Genomic DNA, 24,972 nt, shown 5'->3' on the forward strand with positions numbered 1-24,972 from the left:
CGGATCGCCCGCCCCAAGGTCGCCCGCCCCCGGGTCGCCTGCCCGCTCGCCCGCCCCCCGGTCGCCAGAACGAGCCGGCCAATAAACAATGGGGTGGCCGCTTCGCCGGCGCGCCCTCGGCCATCATGCAGGACATCAACGCCTCCATCGGGTTCGACCGCAAGCTGTGGCGGCAGGACATTCGCGGCTCCCGCGCCCATGCGGCGATGCTGGCGAGGATCGGGCTGCTCAGCAGCGAACATGAGGCTGCCATCGCCACCGGTCTAGAGGCGATCGCGCACGAAATCGAGGCTGGCCGCTTCGCCTTCGATGTCGCGCTGGAGGACATCCACATGAACATCGAGGCCCGGCTGACCGACCGCATCGGCGAGGCCGGCAAGCGCCTGCACACCGCGCGCAGCCGCAATGACCAGGTGGCGACCGATTTTCGGCTATGGGTGCGCGACGCGATCGACGGCCTCTCCGCGCAGCTTTCCGATACCATGCTGGCGCTGGCGCAACGCGCCGGGGAGCATGCCGCCGACCCGATGCCCGGCTTCACCCACCTGCAGACCGCCCAGCCGGTGACCTTCGGCCATCATCTGCTGGCCTACGTCGAGATGCTGGACCGCGACCGTGGCCGGCTGGCCGATTGCCGCCGGCGGCTGAATGCCTGTCCGCTGGGGTCGGCGGCGCTGGCCGGCGCCTCGTTCCCGATCGACCGCCACATGACCGCCGCCGAGCTCGGTTTCGATCGCCCGACGGCGAATTCCCTGGATGCGGTGTCGGATCGGGATTTCGCGCTGGAGTTCCTCTCGGCCGCGGCGATCTCCGCCATGCACCTGTCGCGCCTGGCGGAGGAGATCGTCATCTGGTGCAGCGCGCCGTTCCGCTTCATCCGGCTGTCGGACGCCTTTACCACCGGCAGCTCGATCATGCCGCAGAAGCGCAATCCGGACGCGGCGGAGCTGGTGCGCGCCAAGACCGGACGGGTGACCGGCGCGCTGGTGGCGCTGCTGACGGTGATGAAGGGCCTGCCGCTGGCCTATGCCAAGGACATGCAGGAGGACAAGGAACCGGTGTTCGATGCCGCCGAGGCTTGGGCGTTGTCGCTGGCGGCAACAGCGGGGATGGTGCGGGACATGACGGCGGACACGGCGCGGATGCGAGACTTCGCCGGCTCGGGCTTCGCCACGGCAACCGACCTGGCGGACTGGCTGGTGCGGATAGTGCGGCTGCCGTTCCGCAATGCGCATCACGTGACCGGTCGGCTGGTGGCGCTGGCGGAGGCCAAGGGCGTCGATCTGTCCGGCCTGTCGCTGGCGGAGATGCAGGGTGTCGAACCCGGCATCACCGAGGACGTGTTCTCGGTGCTGTCGGTCGAGGCCTCGGTGGCGTCGCGCATGAGCTATGGCGGGACGGCGCCGGCGAACGTGGCGACGGAGGCGGCGCGGTGGCTGGCGACATTGGCATGAGGATGGTGCTGACGGTGCTGGCTTCGGGTCTGCTGGCCCTGGGCCTGCTGGCAGGGTGCGGCAAGAAGGGCTCTCCGGGGCCGCCGGGGCCGGCGAACCAGATCATATATCCAAAAATCTATCCGACACGTTGACAGGCCGGAGAACAACCCATGCAGCCAGCTTCCGCGACGCCCATCTCCGATGCTCGGCCGTCCCGCTGGGAGCAGTCGGCGCCAATCCGCTATCCCGATCCCGGCATCGTCATTCTGGACCCCAGGTTTCGCCGGCTGGTGCTGGACAATGCCGCCATCCGGCGGATCGCGACAGGGTTCCACTTCACCGAAGGCCCGGTCTGGTTCGGCGATGGCCGCTACCTGCTGTTCAGCGACATCCCCGCCGACACGATCTACCGCTGGGACGAAACCGACGGTGGCATCAGCGTGTTCCGAAACCCCTCGCACTACGCCAACGGCAACACCCGCGACCGCCAGGGCCGGCTGGTGACGTGCGAGCACGACACCCAGCGGCTGACGCGAACCGAGCATGACGGCAGCGTGGTGGTGCTGGCGGATACCTGGCAGGGCAGGAAGCTGACCGGCCCCAACGACGTGGTGGTGAAATCGGACGGCACGATCTGGTTCAGCGACAACGGCGCGGGAACGCGCGGGAACTATCTGGGGCACAAGGCGCCGCAGCACCATCCGTTCCGGGTCTATCGCTATGACCCGGCCACGAACACCCTGGGCATTGGCGTCGACACGCAACCTCGGCCGAACGGCCTGTGCTTCTCGCCGGATGAGTCGCGGCTTTACGTGGTGGACACACCGGGCGACCGGCCGAAGAGCACCTGGGTCTATGACATGGTGGATCATGGCACGCGCGCGGTGAACGGGCGGGTGTTCTTCGAAGGCGCGGGTTGGGCCGATGGCATCCGTTGCGATACCGAGGGCAATGTCTGGTGCGGGTTCTCCGGTGGTGAAGGCGAGGATGGCGTGGCGGTGTTTGCCCCGGACGGCACGCTGATCGGGCGGGTGTTGCTGCCGGAACGCTGCGCCAACGTCTGCTTCGGCGGGTTGAAGCGGAACCGGCTGTTCATGGCGGCAAGCCAGTCGGTCTATGCGCTTTATGTGGATGTGCGGTAGCAACGGAACCGAAACTGCATTTCAGGTTTCGTCGTCCACGATTGCCGGATCACGGCGCGGTCGAAGCTCCCCGCGGGCGACCCGATCGGGCAGGATGAAGGCGTAGCGGCCGAACATGTTGATGTGGTCGAACCCGAGCGGCGACAGCCAGGCTGCATCCTCCGCGCGCACGGCAAAGCCCTCGGCGCGGAGCAGGTCCAGCGCTGCATCCATATAGATGGTGTTTCAAAGCACGATGACGATCACCACCAGGCCGAGAGCGTCGAGATGGTCCCCCTGGCCTCCCGCAAGCCATTTTGTTTCGAAAAAGTTCAGATCCCGGAACGCTACCGTTCCATAATGGCGAAAACAACCTTAATGGCACGCAGAAAGCGCCCCATGCAGCCGTGCCCCAAGGGTCTGCCCCAACGCGGCTATGACCGCTTGTTATGGTCAGGCGACGGTCCGCTTTTGTACGCGAAGCGAGGTTAGGCGGAACGTCTGATCCGATGAGCCAGTTTTTGCCGGAGAAGACGCAACCTGTTGCCTGATCAATTGCGCTGTTCGTTCCATCCGGCGACGTCGTGGCCGCCAAACACCATGCGGCGGATTGCTGGCTGCGTCAGTCCAGCACTGAACCCGGGCGCCGGCGTGCTTGCCTCGTCAAGGTGTTTCGCTTGAGCGGCGGTCAACCGAATATCCGTTGCGGCGATGTTGCTCTCTAGCTGCGACACCTTGCTCGCGCCGATCAACGTCGAGGCGACCCCGGCGCGCGTCAGGGTCCAGGCGAGCGCTACCTGCGCCGCTGGCCGATCGAGCTCCGCGGCAACCGCCTTCAGCGTGTCGAGGATGTCCCAATTGCGATCCACGAACTTGCTGTTGCCGAACGGGTTCGCGCCGCTCAGCCGGCCGGTGTCGGCAGTGTTCCCGCGCTGGTACTTGCCGGACAGGAAGCCCCCCGCGAGTGGGCTCCACGGCATGACCCCCATGCCGCCCTCCCGCGCCGCCGGAAAATGCTCGCTTTCCACGTCGCAGGCGACGAGCGAGTATTCGAGCTGCAGCGCAATCGGCCCGGGCACGCGCCGCTCGGCCGCGATCGTCGCTGCCTTCATCGCCAGCCAGGCGGGCATGTCCGACAAGCCATAGTAGCGGATCTTGCCGGCCCGCACGAGGTCACCGAGTGTCTGGACGATTTCCTCAACGGGCGTGACGCCGTCCCAGATGTGCATCCAGTAAAGGTCGATATAGTCGGTGCCCAGCCGCTTCAGCGAGGCCTCGAGCGCCCGATGGATGTTCTTGGCGCCGGCGCCGCCCGCATTGGGGTTGCCCCCGCCCGCCTGTGTCGCGGTCAGCGGGCTAGCCGATCCATTGAACGCGAACTTGGTGGCAAGGACGATGTCGTCGCGCGCGCCGCTGTCGGCGATGAACCGGCCGACCAGTTCTTCGCTCTTGCCACCCGCATAGATGTCGGCGGTGTCGACAAAATTGCCGCCAGCCGCACGATAGGCATTGAAGATCGCCCGTGACGTCGCCTCGTCCGCGCCCCACGCGCCGGGGCCAAAGGTCATCGTCCCCAGCGCGAGCGGGCTGACGACGAGGCCGGAATGGCCGAGCGTGCGAAAATCGGTGAGGGACATGGTCGGCTACTTTCCTAGTGTTCGATACGGAATTCATGCTATGCTAATCGACTGCTGTCAACCTGTTTCAGAGCGTTCACTATGGATTATGCTGAATCCAATCCCGCGCCACGCCGCAAAACCGGCAGGCCGCTGTCGTTCGACCGCGATGCCGCGCTCGAACAAGCGATGCTGACGTTCTGGCGCCATGGGTACGAAACGACGTCGATCGTCGACTTGACGACCGCGATGGGGGTGACGGCGCCCAGCCTCTACACCGCATTCGGGGACAAGAAGCGGTTGTTCCTGGAAGCGGCACACCGCTACGCTGGCGATCCCGAGGCGATGGCGCAGGCGATTGATGGCGCGCCGACCGCGTACAACGCCGCGCGCGAGCTGTTGACCGCCGCCGCGACCGCCTATACCGGCGATGCGACGCCCAAGGGATGCCTGCTTGCCAGCGCGACCGCCAGCGGTTCGGCCGCGTCGGCCGATGTCCAAAGTGCGATTGCCGACATTCGCAGCTCGATCGACGGGCGACTTCGCGCCCGGATCGATCGTGACATCGCGGCAGGCGTGCTGCCGCCGAAGACCAATGCTGCCGCGTTGGCCGGTCTTGTCATGACTGTGACACAAGGGATGTCGGCGCTGGCGCGCGACGGAACGCCGCGCGCCGCCTTGCTGGCCATTGTGGAGGTTGCCTTGCAAGGCTGGCCGCGGGATTAAGCTCGTGCCCGTGCGCGACCCAAGGCAAACGTCGCAAGACGATTGCAAAGGCGCGAACGACAGCTTCGGGACAGCCACAACGCCTCGACGTCGGGCGTGGTCGACAGCGACCGCTGTCGTTTGGAATCAGCGGCCATGCGCCGTCAGCCAGCCGACTGAGCTTCCGTGCTAGGCCGAAATGCACTTTCGGCTCGGTTGCTACCGGACCCCCTACCTGGAGGCGCAGGGGATCCCTGCCCTCATGGGTGTTAAATCACGCATCGGCTTGTCAATTGAGCCCCCGTCACGGCCGGGACGAGTCCCGTCATAACCAACTGGCGCAACTTGATCGGAAACCGCCCTAATCGGCATGCATCCCCGGCTCGGTCCGCATGCCAACTGGTATGTCGTGCCGGGTGAAGGAGTCGAGGCTGCCGAGACCCAGCATGATGCAGAGCCAGAAGGCCGCGACCAGCGCGAATACCGGTACCAACCCGCGGCTGCTGCCTAAACGCATGAAGGTCAGCGCCACCAGCAGGGCCGCGCCGATGCCGACGAAAGGAACCACGCCACGGACGGCGGGCAGCCGCGCCAACAGGACCTCGACGCCGACCAGCACCAGCAGCGCGAGCCAGACCAGAACCGCCAGCCAGGGCTTCACGCGCTGGCGCGATCGACAAGATAGAGCATGGGATAGAGGCAGAGCCAGACCATGTCGACGAAGCTCCAGTACAACCCGACGACCTCCACCGGGGTAAAGTAACCGGCGCTGAAGCGCCGCTGCCGCGCCGCCCAGGCAAGCCAGGCAACCAGCCCCACCCCGACAATCATATGCACACCATGCAGCCCGGTCGCGACGAAGTAGAAGAACCAGAACAATTCCGCCCCTCCGGCGTTCGGTCCGGTGATGGAGAAACCGCGACCCGGAAACAGGTGCTCATCCAGGTCGTCGTGCCATTCCCAGCCTTTCAGCAGCAGGAACGCCGAACCGAGGACAACGACCGCCACGCACGCCCAGAACAGCCGGCGGTTGTCGCCGGCCTGGGCGCGCCCGAGGCCCCACGAGAACACCGCGCTGCTGGTCACCAGCAGGACGGTGTTGATGCTGCCGATCACCAGTTCAGTGTGCCGGGACGCCTCGATGAATGCGTCCGCGTATTGCTGCCGGTAGATCATGTAGAGCAGGAACAGGCCGCCGAAGAACAGCACCTCGGTCGCCAGGAACAGCCACATGCCGCTGAGCGCGGTCTCGGACTGGTGCTCCATGCCGGCGTACTGGAACTCGATGTGCGCGGCGACGGCCGCATCCGGCGAGCCGGTCTTCCAGGTGCCGTAGTAGCCGCCGCTGCCAGGCTCACCCCGCTGCACGGCGGCAAGTTGCGCCTCTCTGTCCTCCGCTTGTGCCCAGTCGGCATCGTGCGCCGGCGCATAGGCCGGAGCAGGACGGCGCCGCACGCCGGTGAACAGCACGGCCGCCGCCGCTCCCACACCCGAAAGAATTGCCAGCCGGCGGCGCGGGTTAGACATGCTGCCGCTCCTCGGGTTTCGGATAGTAGTAGGGCGGCGCGGTCACCACGGGCGTGATGGCGAAATTCTCGGTCCGCGGCGGCGATTGGGTTTGCCATTCCAGCCCGGTCGCGTCCCATGGGTTGGACGGCGCGCGCGCGCCCGCGAACATCGACCACGTCAGGTACGCCAGCGGCATCAGGTAGGCGATCGCCAGGATCACGGCGCCGCAGGACGACAGGACGTTCAAGACCTGGAACTCGGGTGCGTAACTGGCATAGCGGCGCGGCATGCCCTGGTAGCCGAGGATGAATTGCGGGAAGAAGGTCAGGTTGAAGCCAAAGAAGATCATCACGGCGGCGATCTGGCCCCAGACCTCGGGGTACATCCGCCCGGTGATCTTGGGCCACCAGTAGTGCAGCCCGCCGAAGAACGCCGACACCATGGCACCGACCATGATGTAGTGGAAATGCGCCACGACGAAATAGGTGTCGTGCAGGTGGACGTCGGCCCCCAGGGACGCCACGAACAGCCCGGTCAGCCCGCCCATGGTAAACAGGCCGATAAAGCCCAGGATATACAACATCGGCGCATTGAAGCGGATGAAGCCCTTGTGCAGCGTCCCCAGCCAGTTAAACACCTTGATCGCCGATGGCACCGAAACCATGAACGACAGCAGCGAGAACACCAGGCTTGAATACAGCGATGTGCCGGCCACAAACATGTGGTGGCCCCAGACGAAGAACGAGATGATGGCGATCGACACCGACGACCAGGCGATGAACTTGTAGCCGAACACGCTCTTGCGGGAGAACGCGGTGATGACCTCGCTGACCACCCCGAAACCCGGCAGGATCATGATGTAGACGGCGGGGTGCGAGTAGAACCAGAACAGGTGCTGGAACAACACCGGGTCGCCGCCCAGCGCCGGGTCGAAGATGCCGACCCGGAACACCCGTTCCAGCACGATCAGCAGCATCGCCATGGTCAGCACCGGCGTCGCCAGCACGTAGATCACCGATGTGGCGTACAGCGACCACAGGAACAGCGGGACCCGGTACCACGTCATCCCGGGCGGCCGCAGCTTGTGGATGGTGATGATAAAATTCAGCCCGGTCGCGATCGAGGAATAACCCGACAGGATGATCCCGAAGCACACCAGCGTGACGTAACCCTTGGCATAGGCGGTCGAAAGCGGCGTGTAGAACGTCCAGGCGGTATCGACGCCGCCGATCAGAAGGCCGGCCAGCGCCAGCACGCCGCCCGCCATGAACAGGTACCAACTGGTAAGGTTCACCCGGGGAAACGCCAGGTCCCGCGCGCCCAGCATCAGCGGGGTGACGAAATTGCCCAGCGTCACCGGAATCGCGGGCACCAGAAAGAACCACACCATGATCACGCCGTGCAGCGTGAACAGGCGGTTGTAGGTCTCATGATCAACGATCAGGCCGTCCGGTGACAGCAGGTTCAACCGCATCAACGCCGCCGCGGCGCCACCCAGGAAGAAGAACGCGGTGATCGAGGCGAAATACAGCAGCGCGATGCGCTTGTGGTCGGTGGTCAACAGCCACGACCAGATCGACTTCTGGTCCGTGAGATAGTTCTCGCGCCCAGGGTCAAGCGCCACGAAACTGGTTGCGGTGCTGCTGCTCATGATCGGCCTGGCAGCGGCGCATGCGGCCCCAGCGACTTGATGTAGGCGATGATTTTCACCAGGTCCTCCTCACCGATCACGCCCTTGAAGGACGGCATGACCGGGGCGTAGCTCGCCACGATCTGCTCCTTGGGATAGATGATGGAATCGTGTATGTAACGGTCGTCGGCGATCACCGTGCTGCCGTCCGACAACGGCACCGGGCTTCTGTACAGGCCGTTCAGCGACGGCGCCCGCACCGTCCCGGCGCCGCCCGACAAACCCGCCTGGTGACAGCCGCTGCAGCCGTTGCGGATGAACAGCGCCTGGCCGTCGGCGACCAGGCCGCTGCTCGTGCTGTTCCGCTCCAGCCAGTCCTGGTATTCTGGCGCGGTCATCACGGTGACCGTGCCGATCATGGACGAGTGATCGGTGCCGCAGAACTGGTCGCAGAACAGGTGGTAGTCGCCGATCCGGTTGGGGTGCAGCCATAGTGCCTCATAACGGCCCGGCAGCACGTCCCGCTTTACCCGGAAGGCCGGCAGTCCGAAGTCATGGATCACGTCCTCGCTGGTCAGCAATAGCTGCACGTCCCGATCGACCGGGATATGCAGTTGGTTGATTTCGTGCTGCCCGCCGGGATACTCGGTCTTCCACATCCACTGCTTGCCGATCACGCTGATGGTCAGCGGGTTGGGATGCGGCCGGTACACCCGGACGAACAGGTTGCCACCCCAGATGAACAGGCCGAAGAAGGCTACCAGCGTGGCGGTTGTCCAGACGACCTCGATCCGCCAGGTCTTCTGCGCGACATCGCCGCGGTCGAGGCCGCTGCCGTGCCGGTAGCGGATCACGTAGACGCCCATCAGCCCCATCACCAGGGCCAGCACCAGCAGCGAAACCCCCAGCAGGCTGCCGATCAGCCAGTCTACCTCGTCAGCGAGGGGGGAGGCGCTCGGCAGCAGGTTCATGGCGGCGGCGCGGGTCGGTTGCGGTGCAGCACCACCAGCAGCCCGACAATCGTCAGCACGGTCAGGCCGCCCGCCAGCCGCAGGAGCTTCACGATGGCGAGGGTGTAGCGCCCCGTACTGGAATCGAAGTGGAAGCACAGCAGCAGGATGGGCAGCGCCGCCTGTGCGATGCCGCCCTGGCCGGCGCGCAGCACCGCGGCACGCAGTTCGCCGCCGGAGTAGCCGACGCCTTGCAGGTAGCCGCTGACAATCCCGGCCTTGGTCAGCACGACCAATCCGGCGGGATGCAGGAACTGCCTGAACCGCTCGTCGTAGCGGTCGCGAAAGCCGACCGCCGCCTTGACCGCCGCGACCGCCGCCGCTGGACCGGTCAGGTAATGCCAGTCGGCGCCGCTCGCGAACGGCGCCTGCGCCAGGTCGGCCGCCTTCGCGTCAGCCGCGTCCTTCGAGGTTTCCTTCGGGTCGATCGACACCGACACGAGTGAGTAGTCCCGGCCCTCCCGCAGCCCGCTCGTTCCCAAAGCGGCCAGCAGGTCGGCCCGTACCACCCCACACAGCGTCGGGCAATGGAAATAGCCGATATCCAGGATCACCGGCTTGCCGGCGAACGTAGCGCCGAGCGTCGTGTCGCGCCCGGCCTCGTCGTGCAAGGTCACCCCGAGCGGCACCTGCGCGCCACGGTTCATCTTCCAGGCATAGTCGAGCGGATTGTCCGGCGCCGCGTGACCGGCGGCGGGCAACAGCAGGGCGACCGCGGTGACCGCGCCGCGCAAGGCAGCCCACTTCATCGCCGGTCCCCCAGGCTGACGGTCTTGCTGCCGGCCGGCCATCCCTTGATACCCTCCGCCGCCACCGCCCGCATCGCCTGCGCGATCGGAATGTGGACCGTCCCGGCGGCGCGGTCCTGCCAGCCGGCGCTGTTCAGTTGGCGCATCTCCTGCGCATAGAACACCTGCATGTCGACCGCGGGCGCGGGTTGCAGCACCGGGCCGGGGAAGGACGGGAACGGCCCGGCGAACCGGTTGTCCTTCACCTCGCCTGGGAAGATCTCGTAGGCGAGGCCAATCAGCAGCACCGCGATGCCGCCGATCAGCCCGAACAACCCCAGCATGAAGCGGAAGCTGACGTCGCGGGACTCGTGCCGGGCGGCCGATAGCGCCCGGTCGGTCGCGTGCTCAGACATGTACGGCCTCCATGCCGGGGGTGTGTATGCCGGGGGCGCGTCGGGCGGCCCAGCGCGCGAAGCCGATCGCAGCACCCCCCATGCCCACCACACAGGCCACATCGATCCAGTTCACGCCGCGGCCGAGCGACGGCAGCACCGTCCACCAGCTTCGCAACACCTCCATCGCCACCAGCAGCGCGGCGACCGACACCACCACGCGACGGGATCGCTGCATGCGCGGGGACAGCAGCAGGAAGAACGGCAGCACGAAGTGCCCGCCGGCCACGATGATCCGCAGCGCACCCCACCCACCGCGGGACCGATCGAGGTACCAAGGCGCCTCGGCCACCAGGTCCGACTGCCAGACGATCAGCAACTGAATGAAATCCAGGTAGATCCACAGCACCACCAGCGCCAGCAGCAGCTTGCCGAAATCGGCCCGCACCTCCTGCGCCACCTCGCCCGCGGTCAGCAGCACGGCTATCGACAAGGCCAGCAGGGCCATGCCAGCCGCGCTGATCATGCCATAGATCGAGGAGGTGAAATGCGGGTCGAGCGACATGGTGGTGTCGATCGCGGCGAACGTCGTGGTGATCGCCAGCAGGAACAGCCCAGCCGGTGCGATCCGCGCCAGGCCGCGTCCGCGCAGCACCAGCCAGCCCAGCCCGAACCAGACGACCAGATAGGCCGCGCCGCGCCAGGCCAGGAACGGCACATTGAGGTAGAAGCTGTTGCCAAACTGCTGCGCCGCGCCCGGCCGTGCCCACGGATACAGCGGCGACAGGCCGGCGGCGAGCGGCACCACCGCGGGCAGCAGCAGCGGCACCGAGCACACGCCCAGGCGCAAGGCCGGCCGCAGCACGTCGCCCCAGCGCCCGCCGGTCAGGGCATGGATCAGCAGCAAGGCCATGCTGCCCAGCGGCCAGGCGCTGAACAGCGTCAGCGCCGCCAGCCAGCCGCCATAGAAGCCGCCCGCATCCAGCGCCCAGCCAAGTGCTGCCACCGCCAGCCCGGCCAGCCCCACCCACGCTACGAACCGGTCGGTGCGGGTCATGGCAGCGCCGTCCGCTGCTCGGGTGTCAGGTCCGCGACCGTGGCGTCCTGGCTGCGCTGCAAGGCGCGGATATAGGCGGCGATCGCCCACCGGTCTGGCGGCTGCACCCGGTAGGCGAAGGAGTACATCGCGCCATAGCCGTTGGTCATCACGTCATAGAAATGCTCCACCGGCGCATCCCGCAGCCGGGCGATGTGGTAGGATGGCGGCGCCGGGAAGCCGCGCTGCACGATCATGCCATGACCGTCGCCCAGTTCGGAATGGCACGGCGTGCAGTAGATGCGGAACCGTTGCTGCCCGCGCTCCAGCAACGCCAGCGTCACCGGCGGCGGTGTCACCCGCCGCGAATGGAAGTCCACGGTGTCGGCCGGCGTCTTGCCCGGCCCGACGCGGCTGTCGGCATAGGCGGTCTTCTTGTCCTGATGGATCATGTCGTCGCAGCCGCCCAGCAGCACGGGCAGCAGCACGGGCAGCAGCGCGGCGCGGAGAATCAGACGCCTCATCCCGGCAACTCCTCGACGCTGACCGGGTGCAGCTCCCGCAGCAGGGCACGCGCGCCCTGCAATACCTCCGGGTCTTCCGTCGTCACCCGCAAAAACCACCGGTCGCGGCTGGCTCGCCGCATGGCGTCCGACTCGTCGACCGGGTCGTACAGTTTCGGCAGCCGATTGATGACCATGAATGCCACGAAGCCGGCCGCGATGGCGACCAGCACGGCGTTTTCAAACGTCGTCGGGATGAACGACGCCCAGGCGAATTCCGGCCGTCTACCGATCTTGAACGGATAGGCCACGGTGAACGAGTACGTCTGCAAGCCGAAGCTCGCGGCGGCGCCGAACAGCCCGGCAAGCAGGATGATCAACGGGATCGGCGAGGCTGTCGGCTCCCCGCTCAGCGGCGCCGGCGTATAGGTTTCGAGCGGCCCGATCCGCGCCTCGCGGAACCGTTCGAGCGCCCGCGCCAGCCCGTCCTCGTTGGTGAACATGGCCAGGATCATGTCCCCTGCCCCTGCTCGGTCAGCAACTCGCGCATCTCGAACATCGACACCATGGGTATCAGCCGGACCGCGAGCAGGAACCCGCTCATGAACAGCCCGATGGTCCCGCCGAACACCGCCCAGTCCCAGAACGTCGGCACGTAGCTGCCCCAGGCCGACGGCAGGTGGGTGCGCGTCAGGCTTAGCTCGACGATGTTGAAGCGTTCCAGCCACATGCCGATGATGGATGATACCGCGACCAGGGCGAGCATCGCGTGGCTGGCGCGCACGCGGCGGACGCACAGCACCAGCGGGAACAGGCAGTTGCAGAATATCATGCCCCAGTAGATCGGGGCATAACCGCCCAGCAGGCGGTTGAGGAACTGGATCCGGTCGGTGGCGTCGCCGCTGTAGAACGGCTCGAACGCGTCCAGCACATAGGCGTAGGACATGCACAGGCTGCTGGTCAGCATCAGCTTGGCGAGCACCTGGATATGCCGCTCGGTGATGACCGTCGTCAGCCGCAGCGGGCGGCGGAACGCCAGCAGCAGCAGCATGACGGTGGACAGGCCCGACCACAAGGCGCCGAACACGAAGAACGGCGGGTATTCGGTGGAATGCCAGCCGGGCGTGGCGCCGCCGGCGAAGTCCAGCCCGACGATGGAGTGCACCGACACCACCAGCGGCGCCATGATGGCCGCCAACGTGCCATAGGTCGCCTTCAGGTGGCGCCACTGCGCGCCGGTGCCGCGGAACCCCATGGCGAAAAAGCCATACGCCATCTGCGCGGGCTTCGAGCGGGCACGGTCCCGCATCGTCGCCAGGTCCGGCATGGCGCCGAGGTACCAGAACAGCACGGAGGCGATCACGTACGTCAGCAGCGCCATGAAATCCCACAGCAGGGGAGATTTCCACTGCGGCCACAGCGTCATTGTGTTCGGATAGGGGAACAGCCAGTAGGCGAAATACGGCCGCCCGAGATGCAGGATCGGATAAACGCCCGCACAGGCCGCCGCGCACAGCGTCATCGTCTCCGCCATGCGGTTGATGGACGTGCGCCACTGCACCCGCACCAGGAAGAAGAACGCCGACACGAACGTCCCGCCCGACGCGATGGCGATCCACCAGACATAGGCCAGGATGGGAAAGCCCCACATCACCGGCCAGTCGTTGCCCCAGACCCGGATGCCGCGCAGGAATGCCCACCCCACGCCCAGAATACCCAGTCCGAGCAGCAAGGCGGAGGGTACGAACGCCCACCACCACCAGGCCCAGTCACCGCGGAACGGCACCACGCTGACCCGGTTGGTCATCGTCGTGATCGTCTCCCGCGGATCGACGACCGGCAGCGCCTCGATCGGCACGTCGCTCATGTCACGAGCCGCGGGTTGGGGTTGGTGATCCGCGCCTCATAGGTCAGCCGCGGATGGGTGTTCTGGTCCGCCAGCAGGGCGTAGTCGAGCGGACTGCGCTTGCGCTGTGTCACCTCGCTGCCAGGGTCATTGATGTCGCCGAAGCTGAAGGCCCGCGTCGGGCACGCCGCCTGGCACGCCGTCACGACCTGCTCCGCCGTGCCGTCGCGGTCATGCGCGATCCGCGCCTCGGCGATCCGCTGCACGCAGAACGTGCACTTCTCCATCACGCCGCGGCTGCGCACGGTCACGTCCGGGTTGCGCGAGATGGGCGGACGGTGCTCCTCCGCCGCCCAGGCGCCGAAGTTGAAGCGGCGGACCTTGTAGGGGCAGTTGTTCGAGCAGAACCTTGTGCCGATGCAGCGGTTGTAGACCTGCAGGTTCAGGCCCTCGCTGTCGTGGATGGAGGCTTCCACCGGGCAGACCGGCTCGCATGGCGCGTCCTCGCAGTGCATGCACAGCATCGGTTGCAGATAGCTGTCCGGGCTGTCCGCCGGACCCTCGTAGTAGCGGTCGATGCGCAGCCAGTGCATCTCCCGCCCGATTAGCACCTGGTCGCGGCCCACCACGGGGACGTTGTTCTCCGCCTGGCAGGCGACGACGCAGGCGTTGCAGCCGATGCAGGCATTCAGGTCCACGCTCATGCCCCAGGCGACGCCGCTGGTTTGCGCGCGATGGTAGATCGACGGCTGCTTGTCATCGCCGTGCAGGAACGTCGGGTTGACGGCGAATTCGGCTTCGGTGCCGTGCCGGACGATGCTGTCGATCGTCTTGTTGTCGACTTCCAGGACATTGTGGTGGTCGGTGCTGGCGATGCGGATATGCTTGCCGGTCGCGCGCAGGGTGGGAACGCCGTCCAGGCCGCGCAACGGCGTCACGTCCCAGCCGACGCCGTTGCCGACCTCTCCCGCGCTGGTGCGGCCGCCGCCCAGCGTGGCGATGATGCAGTCAGGCGCCTGCCCAGGTATCACATAGACCGGGGCGCGAAGGCTCCGGCCGGCCAGCGTCAGCTCGACCTCGTCGCCGTTCGCCAGGCCGGTGCGCGCGGCGAACGCGGGGGCGATCAGCAGCGGGTTGGCCCAGACCAGCTTGCCCAGCGGGCGCGGCAACTCCTGCAGCCACGGATTGTTCGCGTGGCGGCCATCCCACAGGCTGGAGTCAGGCCGTATGAGCAGTGTCAGCGCCTGCCCCGCTGGGATCGCCAGTGGCACCGGCGCCGCCTTGGGCGGGTCGGCGACCGGCTGGCTGGCGGTGCCAGGCACGATCCCGGCCGCCAGTGCGTCCTCCCACCCGTCATCGTCCAGCCGGTCGCGCCAGGCCGCCCGCACCCGATCGAGGTCGCGCACCGGCGTGCCGTCCGCGACCTGGTCGTCGAACAGCGCCAGGATCTCGAACGCGTTGTGCCCCTCATACAGCGGCAGGGCTTGCGGCTGCTGGATCGTCAGCGTGCCGTCATGCGCGCGGATGTCGCCCCAGGTCTCGAACAGGTGGGTCTGCGGCACATGCCAGGTAACGACGCGGGCCGTCTCGTCCGGCGCCGGCGCGGCGGACAGGCTGAACGGCACCCGGCGCAGCGCCTCGCGGAAGCCCGCCACGGCATAGACCGGGTTGCTGTCCAGGATCAGCAGCGTGTCCACCCGGCCGCTCCGCATGTCGTCCAGCAGCCCGGCCAACGGGCCGGCTTCGTCCGCCGGGCGATACGCGACTGGCTCGATCAGGTCGAAGGTGATGCCGCGGCCGCCAAGCCGCTCGTTCACCTGGTGCACCAACGAATGCGCCTCGGCTGGCAGATCCGGCCCGGCGTGTACCAAGGCGCGCGCTCCGGCGGCACGAAGGTCGGCAACCGCTGGCGCCACCCAATGCGGCGCCTCGCTGGCGTCAGCACCGCCCAGTATGGCGGCGGCAAGCGCATTGACGGCGGCCGCCATCTCCCGCGGGCCGGCGATGAAGCGATGGTCCGCGATGCCGCCGATCAGGCTCGGCACCGGTTCGGCGGCATAGATCCGACTCATCGGACCTCGCACCGGATTGCGGCGCGATGCCACGTCCCGCGCATGGCGCAAATGCCCAGGCGCCGAACTGATCAGGTCGCTGTCCAGCGCCAGCACCACGTCCGCCGCCGCCGCACGCGGCAGCAGGTCCAGCCGCCGGCCGTAAGCCAGCTCCGTGCCGCGGCCCACGGCGTCACGCGACACCGGCTCCCACTGCACCCACCGCGCCCGCGGATAGCGGTCGAGCAGCGCGGCGACCGCGGCGCCGAGCGTGGGCGACACGACCCGGCCAGTGAGGATGCGGAAACCCGCCCCGCCGTTGGCAGCCAGCGCGGCACGCTGCGCCAGCATCGCCCGCAGCAAGGCCTGCCACGTCGCCACGTCGCCGCCCCGCAGCACGCCGGCGGAGCGATCAGGATCATAGAAGTCGAGCAGCATGGCTTGGCCGTGTACGCTGGTCGCCCCCAGGCTGGCGGGATGCGCGGCATTGCCTTCCACCTTGATGGGGCGGCCCATGTCCTGGGTGACGACGATCCCCGCCGCCGTGCCGCCATCGGGCAGCGCGGTGGCAAACCGGTTGGGCAGGCCCGGCACGATGTCGGCCGCCTGATTGACCGCGGGGACGTAATGCCCGTCCGGCGCGCTCGGGTCGCAGGCCGCCAGCCCGCCGAGTGCGATGCTGGCGGCCATCAGGCGCAGCACGCCACGCCGCGACTCCGGCCGCGCCAGCGACCCGGCCAGCGCCGGGAACTCGCGCGCCATCAGCTCGGCATCCTCCAGCCGGCCTCGCCATTGCCGCGGACCGGTGTTCATCGGTGGCATATCGAGCAATCCGTCAGCGTGCGGTTGGGGATGCCGTAGTGCGCCAGCATCGCATCCGGCGACGGCATATCGGCGGGACGCACCCATTCCGTGTTGTAGATCGCATTCTCCGGCCGCAGTTGCGGCCCCGGGTCGCGGTGGCAGTTGAGGCAGAACTGCATCGTCAGTGTCGCCGCCTTGTGGGACAGCGGCATGTTGTCGACCTGGCCGTGGCACGAAGAGCAGCCGACGCCCTTCGCCACATGGATCGAATGATTGAAGTAGACATAGTCGGGCAGGTTGTTCACCCGGCCCCACACGATCGGCTTGTCTTCCGCCAGGCTTTGCCGCACCGGGGCCAGCAAGCCGGCGTTCGTCCAGATTTGCGAATGGCAGGTCATGCAGGTCCAGGTTGGCGGCAGTCCGGCCTTGGCCGACACCTCCACGGACGTGTGGCAAAACCGGCAGTCGATTCCTAGCCCGGCCACATGATGTTGATGACTGAACGGCACGGGCTGGTCGATGGTGAACCCGACGCGCCGCGCCCAGTCGGAACGCGGCGCCAGCCACCACCAACCGACCGCGACCGTCACTGTCATCGCCATGGCCAACAGGACGGCACGGCCGATCAGTGTCGATCTAGGTCTGAAGATCGCTGGCATTAACCCGAGGTATCCTGTTGGTGGAATTGTTAATGGCCGAAGCTCGCATGGCGTTGCAAGGCTCGACAACCCAGGAAAACGCGGCAAGCCTGCTTGAGGGGGGGAACCTCTGTCGCGTTTGCGCGATCAACTTGCTCTTGCGGGTGTGGCCATGCTGCTGATCTTTGGATCGATCAACATAGACTTCATTTTTCCCTTGTCGTGTTTGCCGCGGGCGGGGGACACGTTATGGAGCGCAAGCGCCCGCACCGAGCCTGGCGGCAAGGGCGCGAATGCCGCCATCGCCGCCGCCCGCGACGGCGCCGCTGTCACCCTGGTCGGGGCCGTCGGGACAGACGTCCTGGCGGACGCCGCATTGGCCGGCCTGACGAAGGCGGGCGTCGCGCTGAGCCATATCGCACGGCTGCCGGAGGATACCGGACGCGCCGCCATCTGCATCGATCCCGAGGGCTACAGCACCGTGGCGGTGCAGGCCGGCGCCAACCGCCTCGCCCGCGCCAGCCAGGTGCCGGACAGCCTGCTCGGCCCGCGCACGACGCTGCTGGTGCAGATGGAAACCGACCCGGCGGAAACGGTGGCGCTGATCCTGCGGGCGAAGCGGCTTGGCTCCAGGGTCATCCTGCACTTGTCACCGGCGCGGCCGATCGACACCGCCGCATTGACGGCGGCGGATGTCCTTATCGGCAGCAGCCCCGAACTCGCCTGGGCCGGCGAGCGTCTCGGCACCGGCAACAATCCGGCGTCGCTGTCCGCCGCCCTAGGCGTTGTCACCGTGCGGATGATGGGCGTGCAGGGGGCGGAGTCGATGTCGCCGGACGGCTTCCGGCACATGCCGGCGTTCCCCATTCACATGCGCGACACCACCGGCGCCGGCGACTGCTTCAGCGGCGTGCTGGCGGCGGCACTGGCCCGCGGGGCGGCGCTGGACCCCGCGATGCGGCGTGCCTCGGTGGCCGCCGCGCTATCGGCCACCGGCCTCGGGGCCCAACGTAGCATGCCGCACGCCCGCGATATCGACGCCGCGCTGCGGACCGCACCGGACGTCACGGACCAACAGGCGGAACTTCCCGACTAACTCCGCTCGGCGCCGGCGGGACGCGCCGCAGCGACTGCCGCCGGCGACGCGACAACCACGCTGGACACCGCGACCGGTAACCCGGAACTGCGCTGGAGACCGACCCGATCGTCGCGCCCCGCCGCGTGGCCATACTCGGCGGATTGAATTCCATAGTAGGCGGCGAACAACAGGCACATGGATGTCGCAAAGCCGACGCTCGCCTTGCGCGCCTCTGTCATCAGGCCGGCGGATGCATCGTAGAACCAGCGGTTCACCTGGTTGGGTCCATGCACGAACATGGCAAGCAACGGCACCACGATCGGCAGGTGTCCGATGGCGTCGATCTTGCCAAAGTCGAGGATCGCCGCGGAGAAGATCATAACAAGCCCGAGGATCGCCAGCCGCACCAGCGAAAGCCCGGTCATGATATAGAAGGCGAGCGAGAATTCAACGAAGCCCGCGATGATCATGACATCCCGAGGCGGCACACCCATCGTGAGGTAGGGACGCGCCTCGAGCAGCGGGATGGTCCACTGCGGATAGGCCCATTTCTCGACGGCGCCCCACATCAGCCCAATGCAGATGGACACACCCAGAACCGGCATGCGCAACGCGCGCAGCCGTTCCGACCAGGATGATGTCAATCCGAGATAGACAGCGACGCCAAGAAACATCGGATAGTCAGCCAGGTGAAATATGCCATACTGTACTACTCCATAACTGTACAGCAGCAGAATGCCGATCCCGCCAAGGACGCAGGTCCGCCTGGACAGCAGACTGATCGCAATGCCGACTTGCAACCAGGGCAGCCAGTCCGCGTTGCTTTTCAGCTCTGGCGTCAGGATCACGCCGCCGGTGGCAAAAAGCGCCATGAAGAAACCACCCATCCCCGCGCGCAACAGCGTCTCGGCGGCTTCCCTTTGCAGCATCGCGCCAACCAGACGGCCGCCCCGCGGCGCCAGCAACCGGTCGAGCAGAAAGCCCGCGAACACCAGGACAGTAAAACCCAGCAGTATAAGGACAAACTGCGTCGAGATGACCTGGTCAGCCGATGCCGGCACCGCGCTGACATCATAAGGCTCGAACCATTTGATATGGGCCGAGGCCTGCTCTGGCAGAAAGGCCAACACCAATGTGGCGCCCAATGCGACCGGTAGCAACGAACGCATCCGCGAATGTCCGCCATGATCCGACGGTTGCCGATGATTTTGCCGAACCAGGGCAGGACCGGTCCGCATGGGCGAGTACAGCTTGTTGTTGTTCTCGGATATCAAAACGCTCATGGGTTGATTCTCCGTGGTTTGTCCTGTCGGGTCGACAATCAACGAGCCTGGCGATTGAAAGAGGGCCTATCTGAAGTGCATGACTGTCAGCAACAAGACAAAAGCCAATATTGAGCCTCCAACAGGCAGGCTGGCTTGCAGGCATAAAGCTCTCGACAACTTTCCCTGCCCGCTGTGACCATGATCTGGCATGTGTAGCCCTCCGCATTTTATGAATGGCAGACATCGCTGATACATGGCTTAATGCAGGCTGCCCTGTTCCACTGTGCGGGCCGTCACAACCCATATTTCCCAGGACTGGAACTCCGGCTTTATTTGTCGCCGAACCACAGGTTATGGCGGGGAGCATGCCTGTTGACCGGTCGGCGCGACGACGTCGATCGCCATGGTGGCGCAGGCCCGACAGGCGTTAAAGTAGCCCTATGGAAGCGGCCTGAACGTCCCTTGTCGTGGCCGGCGAAGGCCGGCCATCCATGCCTTGCGCTATGGGTTTCATGCCGGTGACGCCACACCGGCTTGACGGTTCCACCACCGTGATATCGTTTCTGACTGATGCCGCTTTCGTCTTGTGGTCAACGGCGTGCTTCCCGCGAACCCGCGGGATCGGCAACCTTTTGCCTGAGGCCGTTCAGCAGCGCCATGCCCTCTTGACCACCTGGCAAGTTGTCAGGGGCGACCTGGCGTGCTTCGACATTCCGCACTCGGCACGATCAGACCTTCGCAAGTGGCGCGCCGCTGTTTGGCCTGACAAACCGGCTGCCGCGCGGCGTCACGGCAAGTACGCATGCCGGCGGACGTCGCCGATGCCATATCAGATGAAACGACTTGTCGGCGCCGACCAGAAATCCTGTTCAAGCGGCATGTCTCAAGTTGAGCTCGGACCAGATGATCGCCAGTGCGCCTGCAAGATGATCGATGTCGGCCTCTGAGTGCAACGGCGACGGCGTGATCCGAAGCCGCTCCGTGCCGCGCGGCACGGTCGGATGGTTGATCGGCTGCACGTAGATGGCGAACTGCTCCAGCAGGCGGTCGCTTATCTGCTTGCACAGGACCGGATCACCAACCATCACAGGCACGATGTGGCTCGGATTGTCGAGGTGCGGCACACCGGCCAGGTCCAGGCGTCGCCGCAGCAACGCGACGCGATGCTGATGCAGTGCCCGTTCGACCGAACTGGCCTTCAGGTGGCGAATGCTGGCGAGCGCACCAGCCGCGACAGCCGGCGGCAACGCGGTGGTAAAGATGAAGCCGGACGCGAAGCTGCGCACGAAATCGCACATCACGGCTGAACCCGCGATGTAGCCGCCTACAACGCCAAACGCCTTGGCTAACGTACCCTCGATCACGGTCAGCCGTCGGGCCACGCCGTCACGCTCGCTGATGCCCCCGCCGTGCCGGCCGTACAAGCCGACCGCGTGCACCTCATCAAGGTAGGTCATCGCGCCATAGGCGTCCGCCACGTCGCAAAGCGCCTTGATGGGTGCGATATCGCCGTCCATTGAATAGACGGATTCGAACGCCACCAGCTTCGGCCTGTCGGGATCAAGCGCCGCCAGGTGCCGTTCCAGATCGGCGGGATCGTTGTGCCGGAAGATCCGCTTCTCCCCTCGGCCATGCCGAATGCCCTCGATCATTGACGCATGGTTTGCTTCATCCGACAGCACCACGCATCCCGGCAGCTTCGCCGCCAGCGTGCTGAGGGTCGCCCAGTTCGCCATGTAGCCAGAGTTGAACAGCAGTGCCGCTTCCGTCCCATGCAGATCAGCTAGTTCCTGTTCCAGCAGCACGTGATAATGATTTGTGCCGGCGATGTTGCGCGTGCCGCCGGCGCCGGCGCCGCAACTGTCCAGTGCCTGATGCATGGCCTCGATCACCGCCGGGTGCTGGCCCATGCCCAGATAGTCGTTTGAGCACCAAACCGTCACCGGCGCTTGAGCACGACCATGATGATAGGTCGCCCGAGGGAAGCTGCCGGCGTGCCGCTGCAAGTCCGCGAACACCCGATAGTTGCCACCTTGGCGCAGGCCATTGAGCTGCGTGCGGAAGAAAGCGTCGTAGTTCATCGACATTCCCCTGGATTTGATTGTCGAGCGCGCGGCCTATGGTCGGAAGGGCGGCCGGACCTGCGCCGTGAGGTAAGCATCACCCTCGTACTTTACCCGCACGGGAACAGTCGTCCGACGCGTAAAGTACGAGAGGCAATCGGCTTTGCGTTGTTGCGTGATTGCCTGAGGTCGACTGGTCGGAAGGCGCGAATCACATGACCAGACAAAGCGCCAGATCATGATTGAACGCCCTAAAGCGAGGCAACCTCAGACACTCATGGTCTAATCTCGCCGCGGACCCTGTTGCTTCCGCAGGGTCGCAACCGAGATGTGCGGCCAATGAATGCCGATGAAATCGAGAATGACCCTCTGAACGTACTGCAATTGTAGATACTCTCCATGCTCCGGATCCTTGACGGTTTCGATCCAGAAGATCGCGTCCATCTGAATTGCGTTGGCATTGTCGTCGACGAAAGCGGTGTTGACGATACCCAATCCAGGCAGAGGCGGCGTAGGCTTGGTCGAGATTTGAATGACCACGGTATTGGTGATCGTTTGTCCTTTGATGTCAGCCAGAAGCACGAGCGCGGGATTCTTGATTGTGTCGGCCGCATTCAAGCCAGCAGGCAGGAACTGCGGCAATGCATCCGTTGTGAATGGCTTCATGTAGGCCGGATTGGGCACCGGTGTGGTTGGTGAGGAATTCAGCGCTGGAATAGCCGCGTCGGTGAAAGGCGTGGAGTCGACAGGATTGATCAACGGCCCGCCATTGACAGTGATGGCGAGCGTGCTCTGCGCGACCAGCGAGTCACCATGCGGAATCGTCGCCTGACGCACATAGGTTTCCGTCGCGACCGCGGGATCGGTGGTAGGGGGAACGTGAAGCCAAAGGCCGGGCTCGATATGAATGCCGGAATTATCCTTGCGGTCCGTTACCTGCTGCAGATAGTGAATGCCATGGATTTCGATGTCGCCTTGCAGCGATCCACGATTTGGGATGTCCCCGCCAATCGTTACAAAATTGATCGTCTCGCTTGTGGCGTTGAGTTCCAGGAAAAACGGCTGATTGTTCTGTTTGTCGGGGCGAGCAATCAGATTGAAGCCGTGGCCAACCCATGTGCCCGGAAGCTGCGCCAAGAGTCCAAGATCCTCCTTGCCTACCGCGTCCGGACGGCCGAAGTAAAGTTCTGGTGCTGCCATGATGTTTTCTTCCCAAGAGTTGATGGTTTATCCGGCTTGTTCATGATCGGTTAAGAACAAGTATCCCGCTAAATAAGCCAAACTTCCGGGACGCGCTGTGATCAAGCTCACACCGCCATTCGTTCATCCGTTTGCCCGAACGGCTCGGCCCGCGAATTCTATCCGGTCCGGTTGAAAGCTGCCTGCATGACGATGCCGTGGCCGGTCTCGCTCCTGCTGCTGGCATCCAGGCCCTGCCGCTCCTCGGCCACGCGATAAGGGCGCCCGGGCCAACTCCGTCGGGCCGATCGAACCGGACCAATGGGCGTTCGGCGGGCGCTTATCACCCCGCGTGGCGCGGCCCAGCCGGACGCTGCGCTGCTGGTCGCAGGAACGGTGATGCGCAGTGCCGCCGCCCGCCGTTGCGGCACCATGTCGGTGGCGCACCACCAGCCGCTCCGGACCCGACAGCAGCCCGGAGAGGTGCTCTCACACCAGGGCCTCGATCTGCTCCGCCTCCACGTTACGGCTGGCCAGCGGCGGATCGAGCGATCATGAGGCAGCTTAGCCGTAAGCTTCGCAGCCAGGCACGCCGTGCGGGAGGTCAGCATGTTGCTGCTGTTACGGAACGAGGACATCGCGTTCCCGGCGAGGTGCGCTTGCGCCTCGCCCCAGACGTCGGGATTAAGCAACGCCGGCACGGGAACGACGACCGACCGCTCGCGCGGCCGGCGCTGGCGGCACGACGCCTCGTGGCTGCGGCGTCGTGCCCGGCGCAGTCAAATTGTGGGTCCCGCCTGGGCTTGCCCCAAAGCGGGGGCTGCGTCCGGATCACGCGCTTCTGCTCGAATGCCTCAAGTTACCCCGCCATCCGTCGGGATCCGGGCGGACGCTCCGTGATGTTCAACCCGGCCGTCCGCCGCATCATCTCAAGTCTCAGCCCGGAAGCTGGCCGGCCAGCACCGGCGGCAGCAGCCGGTGCACGATGTCGCCCGGCACGAGCGACTGCGCATCCGCGGTCAGCGCGGCAATCTGTTCATTTTTCGCCACTGAACCCGACGAGGAACCAAGCCAGTAGTTTGCGACCTGCGTTGCCATCGCCGCGAGGGAGCCGAGCAGCACGTTAGCAAGCGGCATCGATTCTCCGGATAGATTGTTCTTGGTCAGTACAACAAAAATCAGCCCGCCGAACGCGACAAGGATGATGGCGCTTAAGACCGCCGGCGCCCAGGCCATGCCGCTGTGCATCTGCGCAAGCGCCTGCGTCTGGCTTCTGGCACCGGTTCGATCCGCCGCCGCGGCCTGCACCCGGGCAAGATCCGCGGTCCGCTGGGCTTCCGCGGCTTTGTCCGCCTCCTCCTGCTGCTGCGCGGCAATCATCGCGAGTTGCAGGCGCAGTTGCGAAACGGCAGCCGGATCCTCGGCAAATTTCTTCTGTGCCGCATCGGAATCGCTCGTGCCAGTCACCGACTCCACGACCTGCGCGACCAGGCCGGCGGTCTTCTCGCCCGTGCTGCCAAATAGCCAGCGGCCGACTTCCGGCGCGATACCCACCACGACACCACCAAGACCGCCAACCGCGGCGCCGATCGGGCCTGCGAGGGAACCAGCCGCGGCACCCTTCGCCGCACTTGTCAGTGTATCGAGAACGTTCATCACACGACTCCTAACTGCATGGCCTGGAACGGCAGAGTACAAAGCCTTCGTGACCAGCCATTGCCGAATGTTCGCCACCCGGAAAGACCGGTCATGAACATCAGGCGGCTTGATTGAAATTCCGCGCACAGCGCCTGCACGCGGTTGGCTTGCGCGTTGATTGCCTGGATTGTGCCCGGTCCGGCCACGCCGTCCTGCGCGACGCCGAGCGCGGCTTGCAGCCAGCGAATTGCCTGGCTCACCCCGTTATTCACCGCCGCATCAAAAACCAGCAGCGCCAGCGGTGCGGGAAGCTTGTCACATTGCGCGGAATTCCAATAATCCCGCCGGTAGATTTCATGCGCCTCCGATAAGCCAAGCTCATGAATGTCCAGTTGCGGATAGGCGGCGGCACTGATGCCCCAGTTCGTCCCGTGACAATCGCCGACGCCGCACCGGCCGCCTGTCCAGTTGCCGGGATCAGAGGGATTGGCAGTATAGCCGCCCTCGTGCCCGACAACGATTGCAAAGCTTGGCTCGAACGCATCCATGTTTGACCCCCCATTTCACAGACCGAGTATCCAATCAGGAAAATGCAGTCGGAGGCATCATCTTGTCTGTGACGGCCATCACACTCGGGCAGACGACGCCAGCCGCCGCGACGGCGTGCTATGCGCGGGTTTGCCGCGACAGGAATACCACCCCGGTCTCTGGTCTTGCTTAC

The 24,972-nt window shown here is 65.7% G+C and carries 24 protein-coding genes; 5 read left to right on the forward strand and 19 right to left on the reverse strand.

Annotated elements, in window-relative coordinates:
* The first annotated feature begins 38 nt into the window (after positions 1-38).
* The 3 genes from argH to ACQY4S_RS17025 are packed head-to-tail and all read left to right on the forward strand — an operon-like array spanning position 39 to position 2,578.
* Positions 39-1,454: an argininosuccinate lyase gene (gene argH, locus ACQY4S_RS17015; protein ID WP_428488439.1), complete on the forward strand. Its 1,416-nt coding sequence runs from the start codon at positions 39-41 to the stop codon at positions 1,452-1,454.
* Positions 1,433-1,588 (forward strand): hypothetical protein, encoded by a 156-nt coding sequence (locus ACQY4S_RS17020; RefSeq protein WP_428486424.1) that lies wholly within the window; start codon positions 1,433-1,435, stop codon positions 1,586-1,588. Before argH ends, ACQY4S_RS17020 begins: the two co-directional genes overlap by 22 nt.
* 18 nt (positions 1,589-1,606) lie before the next feature.
* Complete coding sequence (locus ACQY4S_RS17025; protein WP_428486425.1) at positions 1,607-2,578, forward strand: SMP-30/gluconolactonase/LRE family protein; 972 nt, start codon at positions 1,607-1,609, stop codon at positions 2,576-2,578.
* A 21-nt stretch (positions 2,579-2,599) separates the two neighbouring features.
* Here ACQY4S_RS17025 and ACQY4S_RS17030 read toward each other — a convergent pair whose 3' ends face one another.
* Together ACQY4S_RS17030 and ACQY4S_RS17035 are read right to left on the reverse strand one after the other, a co-directional pair.
* Positions 2,600-2,791 carry a Tn3 family transposase gene (locus ACQY4S_RS17030; RefSeq protein WP_428486426.1) on the reverse strand — a complete coding sequence of 64 codons (192 nt, stop codon included), beginning with the start codon at positions 2,789-2,791 and terminating at the stop codon, positions 2,600-2,602.
* A gap of 317 nt (positions 2,792-3,108) precedes the next feature.
* Positions 3,109-4,194 (reverse strand): aldo/keto reductase, encoded by a 1,086-nt coding sequence (locus ACQY4S_RS17035; protein ID WP_428486427.1) that lies wholly within the window; start codon positions 4,192-4,194, stop codon positions 3,109-3,111.
* Positions 4,195-4,275: 81 nt separating this feature from the next.
* On the opposite strand from ACQY4S_RS17035, the gene ACQY4S_RS17040 reads away from it, so the two are divergent.
* Entirely contained in the window at positions 4,276-4,899 is a 624-nt protein-coding gene (locus ACQY4S_RS17040; protein WP_428486428.1) for a TetR/AcrR family transcriptional regulator, read from the forward strand.
* 340 nt (positions 4,900-5,239) lie between these two features.
* On the opposite strand, the gene ACQY4S_RS17045 is transcribed toward ACQY4S_RS17040, so the two are convergent.
* Genes ACQY4S_RS17045 through ACQY4S_RS17100 form a run of 12 tightly spaced genes read right to left on the reverse strand, consistent with a single transcriptional unit; the run spans position 5,240 to position 17,049 of the window.
* Positions 5,240-5,539, reverse strand: a complete 300-nt coding sequence (locus tag ACQY4S_RS17045; protein WP_428486429.1) for a hypothetical protein — start codon at positions 5,537-5,539, stop codon at positions 5,240-5,242.
* Entirely contained in the window at positions 5,536-6,405 is an 870-nt protein-coding gene (locus tag ACQY4S_RS17050) for a cytochrome c oxidase subunit 3 (RefSeq protein ID WP_428486430.1), read from the reverse strand. The genes ACQY4S_RS17045 and ACQY4S_RS17050 overlap by 4 nt, the downstream gene beginning before the upstream one ends.
* On the reverse strand, positions 6,398-8,038 hold the full coding sequence (locus tag ACQY4S_RS17055; protein WP_428486431.1) for a cytochrome c oxidase subunit I: 1,641 nt from the start codon (positions 8,036-8,038) through the stop codon (positions 6,398-6,400). Before ACQY4S_RS17055 ends, ACQY4S_RS17050 begins: the two co-directional genes overlap by 8 nt.
* On the reverse strand, positions 8,035-8,988 hold the full coding sequence (gene coxB / locus ACQY4S_RS17060) for a cytochrome c oxidase subunit II (protein WP_428486432.1): 954 nt from the start codon (positions 8,986-8,988) through the stop codon (positions 8,035-8,037). The genes ACQY4S_RS17055 and coxB overlap by 4 nt, the downstream gene beginning before the upstream one ends.
* A complete protein-coding gene (locus ACQY4S_RS17065) occupies positions 8,985-9,776 on the reverse strand; it encodes an SCO family protein (protein WP_428486433.1) in 792 nt (263 codons plus the stop codon). Before ACQY4S_RS17065 ends, coxB begins: the two co-directional genes overlap by 4 nt.
* A complete protein-coding gene (locus ACQY4S_RS17070; RefSeq protein ID WP_428486434.1) occupies positions 9,773-10,171 on the reverse strand; it encodes a hypothetical protein in 399 nt (132 codons plus the stop codon). The genes ACQY4S_RS17065 and ACQY4S_RS17070 overlap by 4 nt, the downstream gene beginning before the upstream one ends.
* Positions 10,164-11,207: a hypothetical protein gene (locus tag ACQY4S_RS17075; RefSeq protein ID WP_428486435.1), complete on the reverse strand. Its 1,044-nt coding sequence runs from the start codon at positions 11,205-11,207 to the stop codon at positions 10,164-10,166. The genes ACQY4S_RS17070 and ACQY4S_RS17075 overlap by 8 nt, the downstream gene beginning before the upstream one ends.
* Positions 11,204-11,710, reverse strand: coding sequence for a c-type cytochrome (locus ACQY4S_RS17080; protein ID WP_428486436.1), 507 nt, complete (start codon positions 11,708-11,710; stop codon positions 11,204-11,206). Before ACQY4S_RS17080 ends, ACQY4S_RS17075 begins: the two co-directional genes overlap by 4 nt.
* The gene (locus tag ACQY4S_RS17085; protein WP_428486437.1) at positions 11,707-12,204 is read right to left on the reverse strand and encodes a DUF3341 domain-containing protein; all 498 of its coding nucleotides are present in this window, start codon (positions 12,202-12,204) and stop codon (positions 11,707-11,709) included. The genes ACQY4S_RS17080 and ACQY4S_RS17085 overlap by 4 nt, the downstream gene beginning before the upstream one ends.
* The gene (gene nrfD, locus ACQY4S_RS17090; RefSeq protein WP_428486438.1) at positions 12,201-13,556 is read right to left on the reverse strand and encodes an NrfD/PsrC family molybdoenzyme membrane anchor subunit; all 1,356 of its coding nucleotides are present in this window, start codon (positions 13,554-13,556) and stop codon (positions 12,201-12,203) included. The genes ACQY4S_RS17085 and nrfD overlap by 4 nt, the downstream gene beginning before the upstream one ends.
* Positions 13,553-16,399, reverse strand: a complete 2,847-nt coding sequence (locus tag ACQY4S_RS17095) for a 4Fe-4S dicluster domain-containing protein (RefSeq protein ID WP_428486439.1) — start codon at positions 16,397-16,399, stop codon at positions 13,553-13,555. Before ACQY4S_RS17095 ends, nrfD begins: the two co-directional genes overlap by 4 nt.
* Positions 16,396-17,049, reverse strand: a complete 654-nt coding sequence (locus ACQY4S_RS17100; RefSeq protein ID WP_428486440.1) for a cytochrome c3 family protein — start codon at positions 17,047-17,049, stop codon at positions 16,396-16,398. The genes ACQY4S_RS17095 and ACQY4S_RS17100 overlap by 4 nt, the downstream gene beginning before the upstream one ends.
* Positions 17,050-17,200: 151 nt before the next feature.
* On the opposite strand from ACQY4S_RS17100, the gene ACQY4S_RS17105 reads away from it, so the two are divergent.
* Positions 17,201-18,124: a PfkB family carbohydrate kinase gene (locus ACQY4S_RS17105; RefSeq protein WP_428486441.1), complete on the forward strand. Its 924-nt coding sequence runs from the start codon at positions 17,201-17,203 to the stop codon at positions 18,122-18,124.
* Here ACQY4S_RS17105 and ACQY4S_RS17110 read toward each other — a convergent pair.
* The 5 genes from ACQY4S_RS17110 to ACQY4S_RS17130 form a co-directional block, all read right to left on the reverse strand.
* Positions 18,121-19,389 carry a hypothetical protein gene (locus ACQY4S_RS17110; RefSeq protein ID WP_428486442.1) on the reverse strand — a complete coding sequence of 423 codons (1,269 nt, stop codon included), beginning with the start codon at positions 19,387-19,389 and terminating at the stop codon, positions 18,121-18,123. The two genes, ACQY4S_RS17105 and ACQY4S_RS17110, sit on opposite strands and share 4 nt — an antisense overlap.
* A gap of 851 nt (positions 19,390-20,240) precedes the next feature.
* Positions 20,241-21,452 carry a 5-aminolevulinate synthase gene (gene hemA, locus ACQY4S_RS17115; protein ID WP_428486443.1) on the reverse strand — a complete coding sequence of 404 codons (1,212 nt, stop codon included), beginning with the start codon at positions 21,450-21,452 and terminating at the stop codon, positions 20,241-20,243.
* 264 nt (positions 21,453-21,716) lie between these two features.
* Positions 21,717-22,634: a heme-binding protein gene (locus ACQY4S_RS17120; protein WP_428486444.1), complete on the reverse strand. Its 918-nt coding sequence runs from the start codon at positions 22,632-22,634 to the stop codon at positions 21,717-21,719.
* 915 nt (positions 22,635-23,549) lie between these two features.
* The gene (locus ACQY4S_RS17125) at positions 23,550-24,167 is read right to left on the reverse strand and encodes a hypothetical protein (RefSeq protein ID WP_428486445.1); all 618 of its coding nucleotides are present in this window, start codon (positions 24,165-24,167) and stop codon (positions 23,550-23,552) included.
* A gap of 101 nt (positions 24,168-24,268) precedes the next feature.
* The gene (locus ACQY4S_RS17130) at positions 24,269-24,799 is read right to left on the reverse strand and encodes a glycoside hydrolase family 108 protein (protein ID WP_428486446.1); all 531 of its coding nucleotides are present in this window, start codon (positions 24,797-24,799) and stop codon (positions 24,269-24,271) included.
* Positions 24,800-24,972: the final 173 nt, after the last annotated feature.

It is taken from the genome of Rhodopila sp. (assembly GCF_965276935.1).
Classification (GTDB): domain Bacteria; phylum Pseudomonadota; class Alphaproteobacteria; order Acetobacterales; family Acetobacteraceae; genus Rhodopila.

Coding starts and splice junctions, on each gene's coding strand:
- ACQY4S_RS17120 (WP_428486444.1), bottom strand. CDS start 22,634: ATGGCAGCACCAGAACTTTACTTCGGCCGTCCGGACGCGGTAGGCAAG.
- ACQY4S_RS17050 (WP_428486430.1), bottom strand. CDS start 6,405: ATGTCTAACCCGCGCCGCCGGCTGGCAATTCTTTCGGGTGTGGGAGCG.
- ACQY4S_RS17095 (WP_428486439.1), bottom strand. CDS start 16,399: ATGAACACCGGTCCGCGGCAATGGCGAGGCCGGCTGGAGGATGCCGAG.
- nrfD (WP_428486438.1), bottom strand. CDS start 13,556: ATGAGCGACGTGCCGATCGAGGCGCTGCCGGTCGTCGATCCGCGGGAG.
- ACQY4S_RS17075 (WP_428486435.1), bottom strand. CDS start 11,207: ATGACCCGCACCGACCGGTTCGTAGCGTGGGTGGGGCTGGCCGGGCTG.
- ACQY4S_RS17030 (WP_428486426.1), bottom strand. CDS start 2,791: ATGGATGCAGCGCTGGACCTGCTCCGCGCCGAGGGCTTTGCCGTGCGC.
- ACQY4S_RS17110 (WP_428486442.1), bottom strand. CDS start 19,389: ATGAGCGTTTTGATATCCGAGAACAACAACAAGCTGTACTCGCCCATG.
- coxB (WP_428486432.1), bottom strand. CDS start 8,988: ATGAACCTGCTGCCGAGCGCCTCCCCCCTCGCTGACGAGGTAGACTGG.
- ACQY4S_RS17055 (WP_428486431.1), bottom strand. CDS start 8,038: ATGAGCAGCAGCACCGCAACCAGTTTCGTGGCGCTTGACCCTGGGCGC.
- hemA (WP_428486443.1), bottom strand. CDS start 21,452: ATGAACTACGACGCTTTCTTCCGCACGCAGCTCAATGGCCTGCGCCAA.
- ACQY4S_RS17070 (WP_428486434.1), bottom strand. CDS start 10,171: ATGTCTGAGCACGCGACCGACCGGGCGCTATCGGCCGCCCGGCACGAG.
- ACQY4S_RS17085 (WP_428486437.1), bottom strand. CDS start 12,204: ATGATCCTGGCCATGTTCACCAACGAGGACGGGCTGGCGCGGGCGCTC.
- ACQY4S_RS17065 (WP_428486433.1), bottom strand. CDS start 9,776: ATGAAGTGGGCTGCCTTGCGCGGCGCGGTCACCGCGGTCGCCCTGCTG.
- ACQY4S_RS17100 (WP_428486440.1), bottom strand. CDS start 17,049: ATGCCAGCGATCTTCAGACCTAGATCGACACTGATCGGCCGTGCCGTC.
- ACQY4S_RS17130 (WP_428486446.1), bottom strand. CDS start 24,799: ATGGATGCGTTCGAGCCAAGCTTTGCAATCGTTGTCGGGCACGAGGGC.
- ACQY4S_RS17105 (WP_428486441.1), top strand. CDS start 17,201: ATGCTGCTGATCTTTGGATCGATCAACATAGACTTCATTTTTCCCTTG.
- ACQY4S_RS17040 (WP_428486428.1), top strand. CDS start 4,276: ATGGATTATGCTGAATCCAATCCCGCGCCACGCCGCAAAACCGGCAGG.
- ACQY4S_RS17080 (WP_428486436.1), bottom strand. CDS start 11,710: ATGAGGCGTCTGATTCTCCGCGCCGCGCTGCTGCCCGTGCTGCTGCCC.
- ACQY4S_RS17025 (WP_428486425.1), top strand. CDS start 1,607: ATGCAGCCAGCTTCCGCGACGCCCATCTCCGATGCTCGGCCGTCCCGC.
- ACQY4S_RS17035 (WP_428486427.1), bottom strand. CDS start 4,194: ATGTCCCTCACCGATTTTCGCACGCTCGGCCATTCCGGCCTCGTCGTC.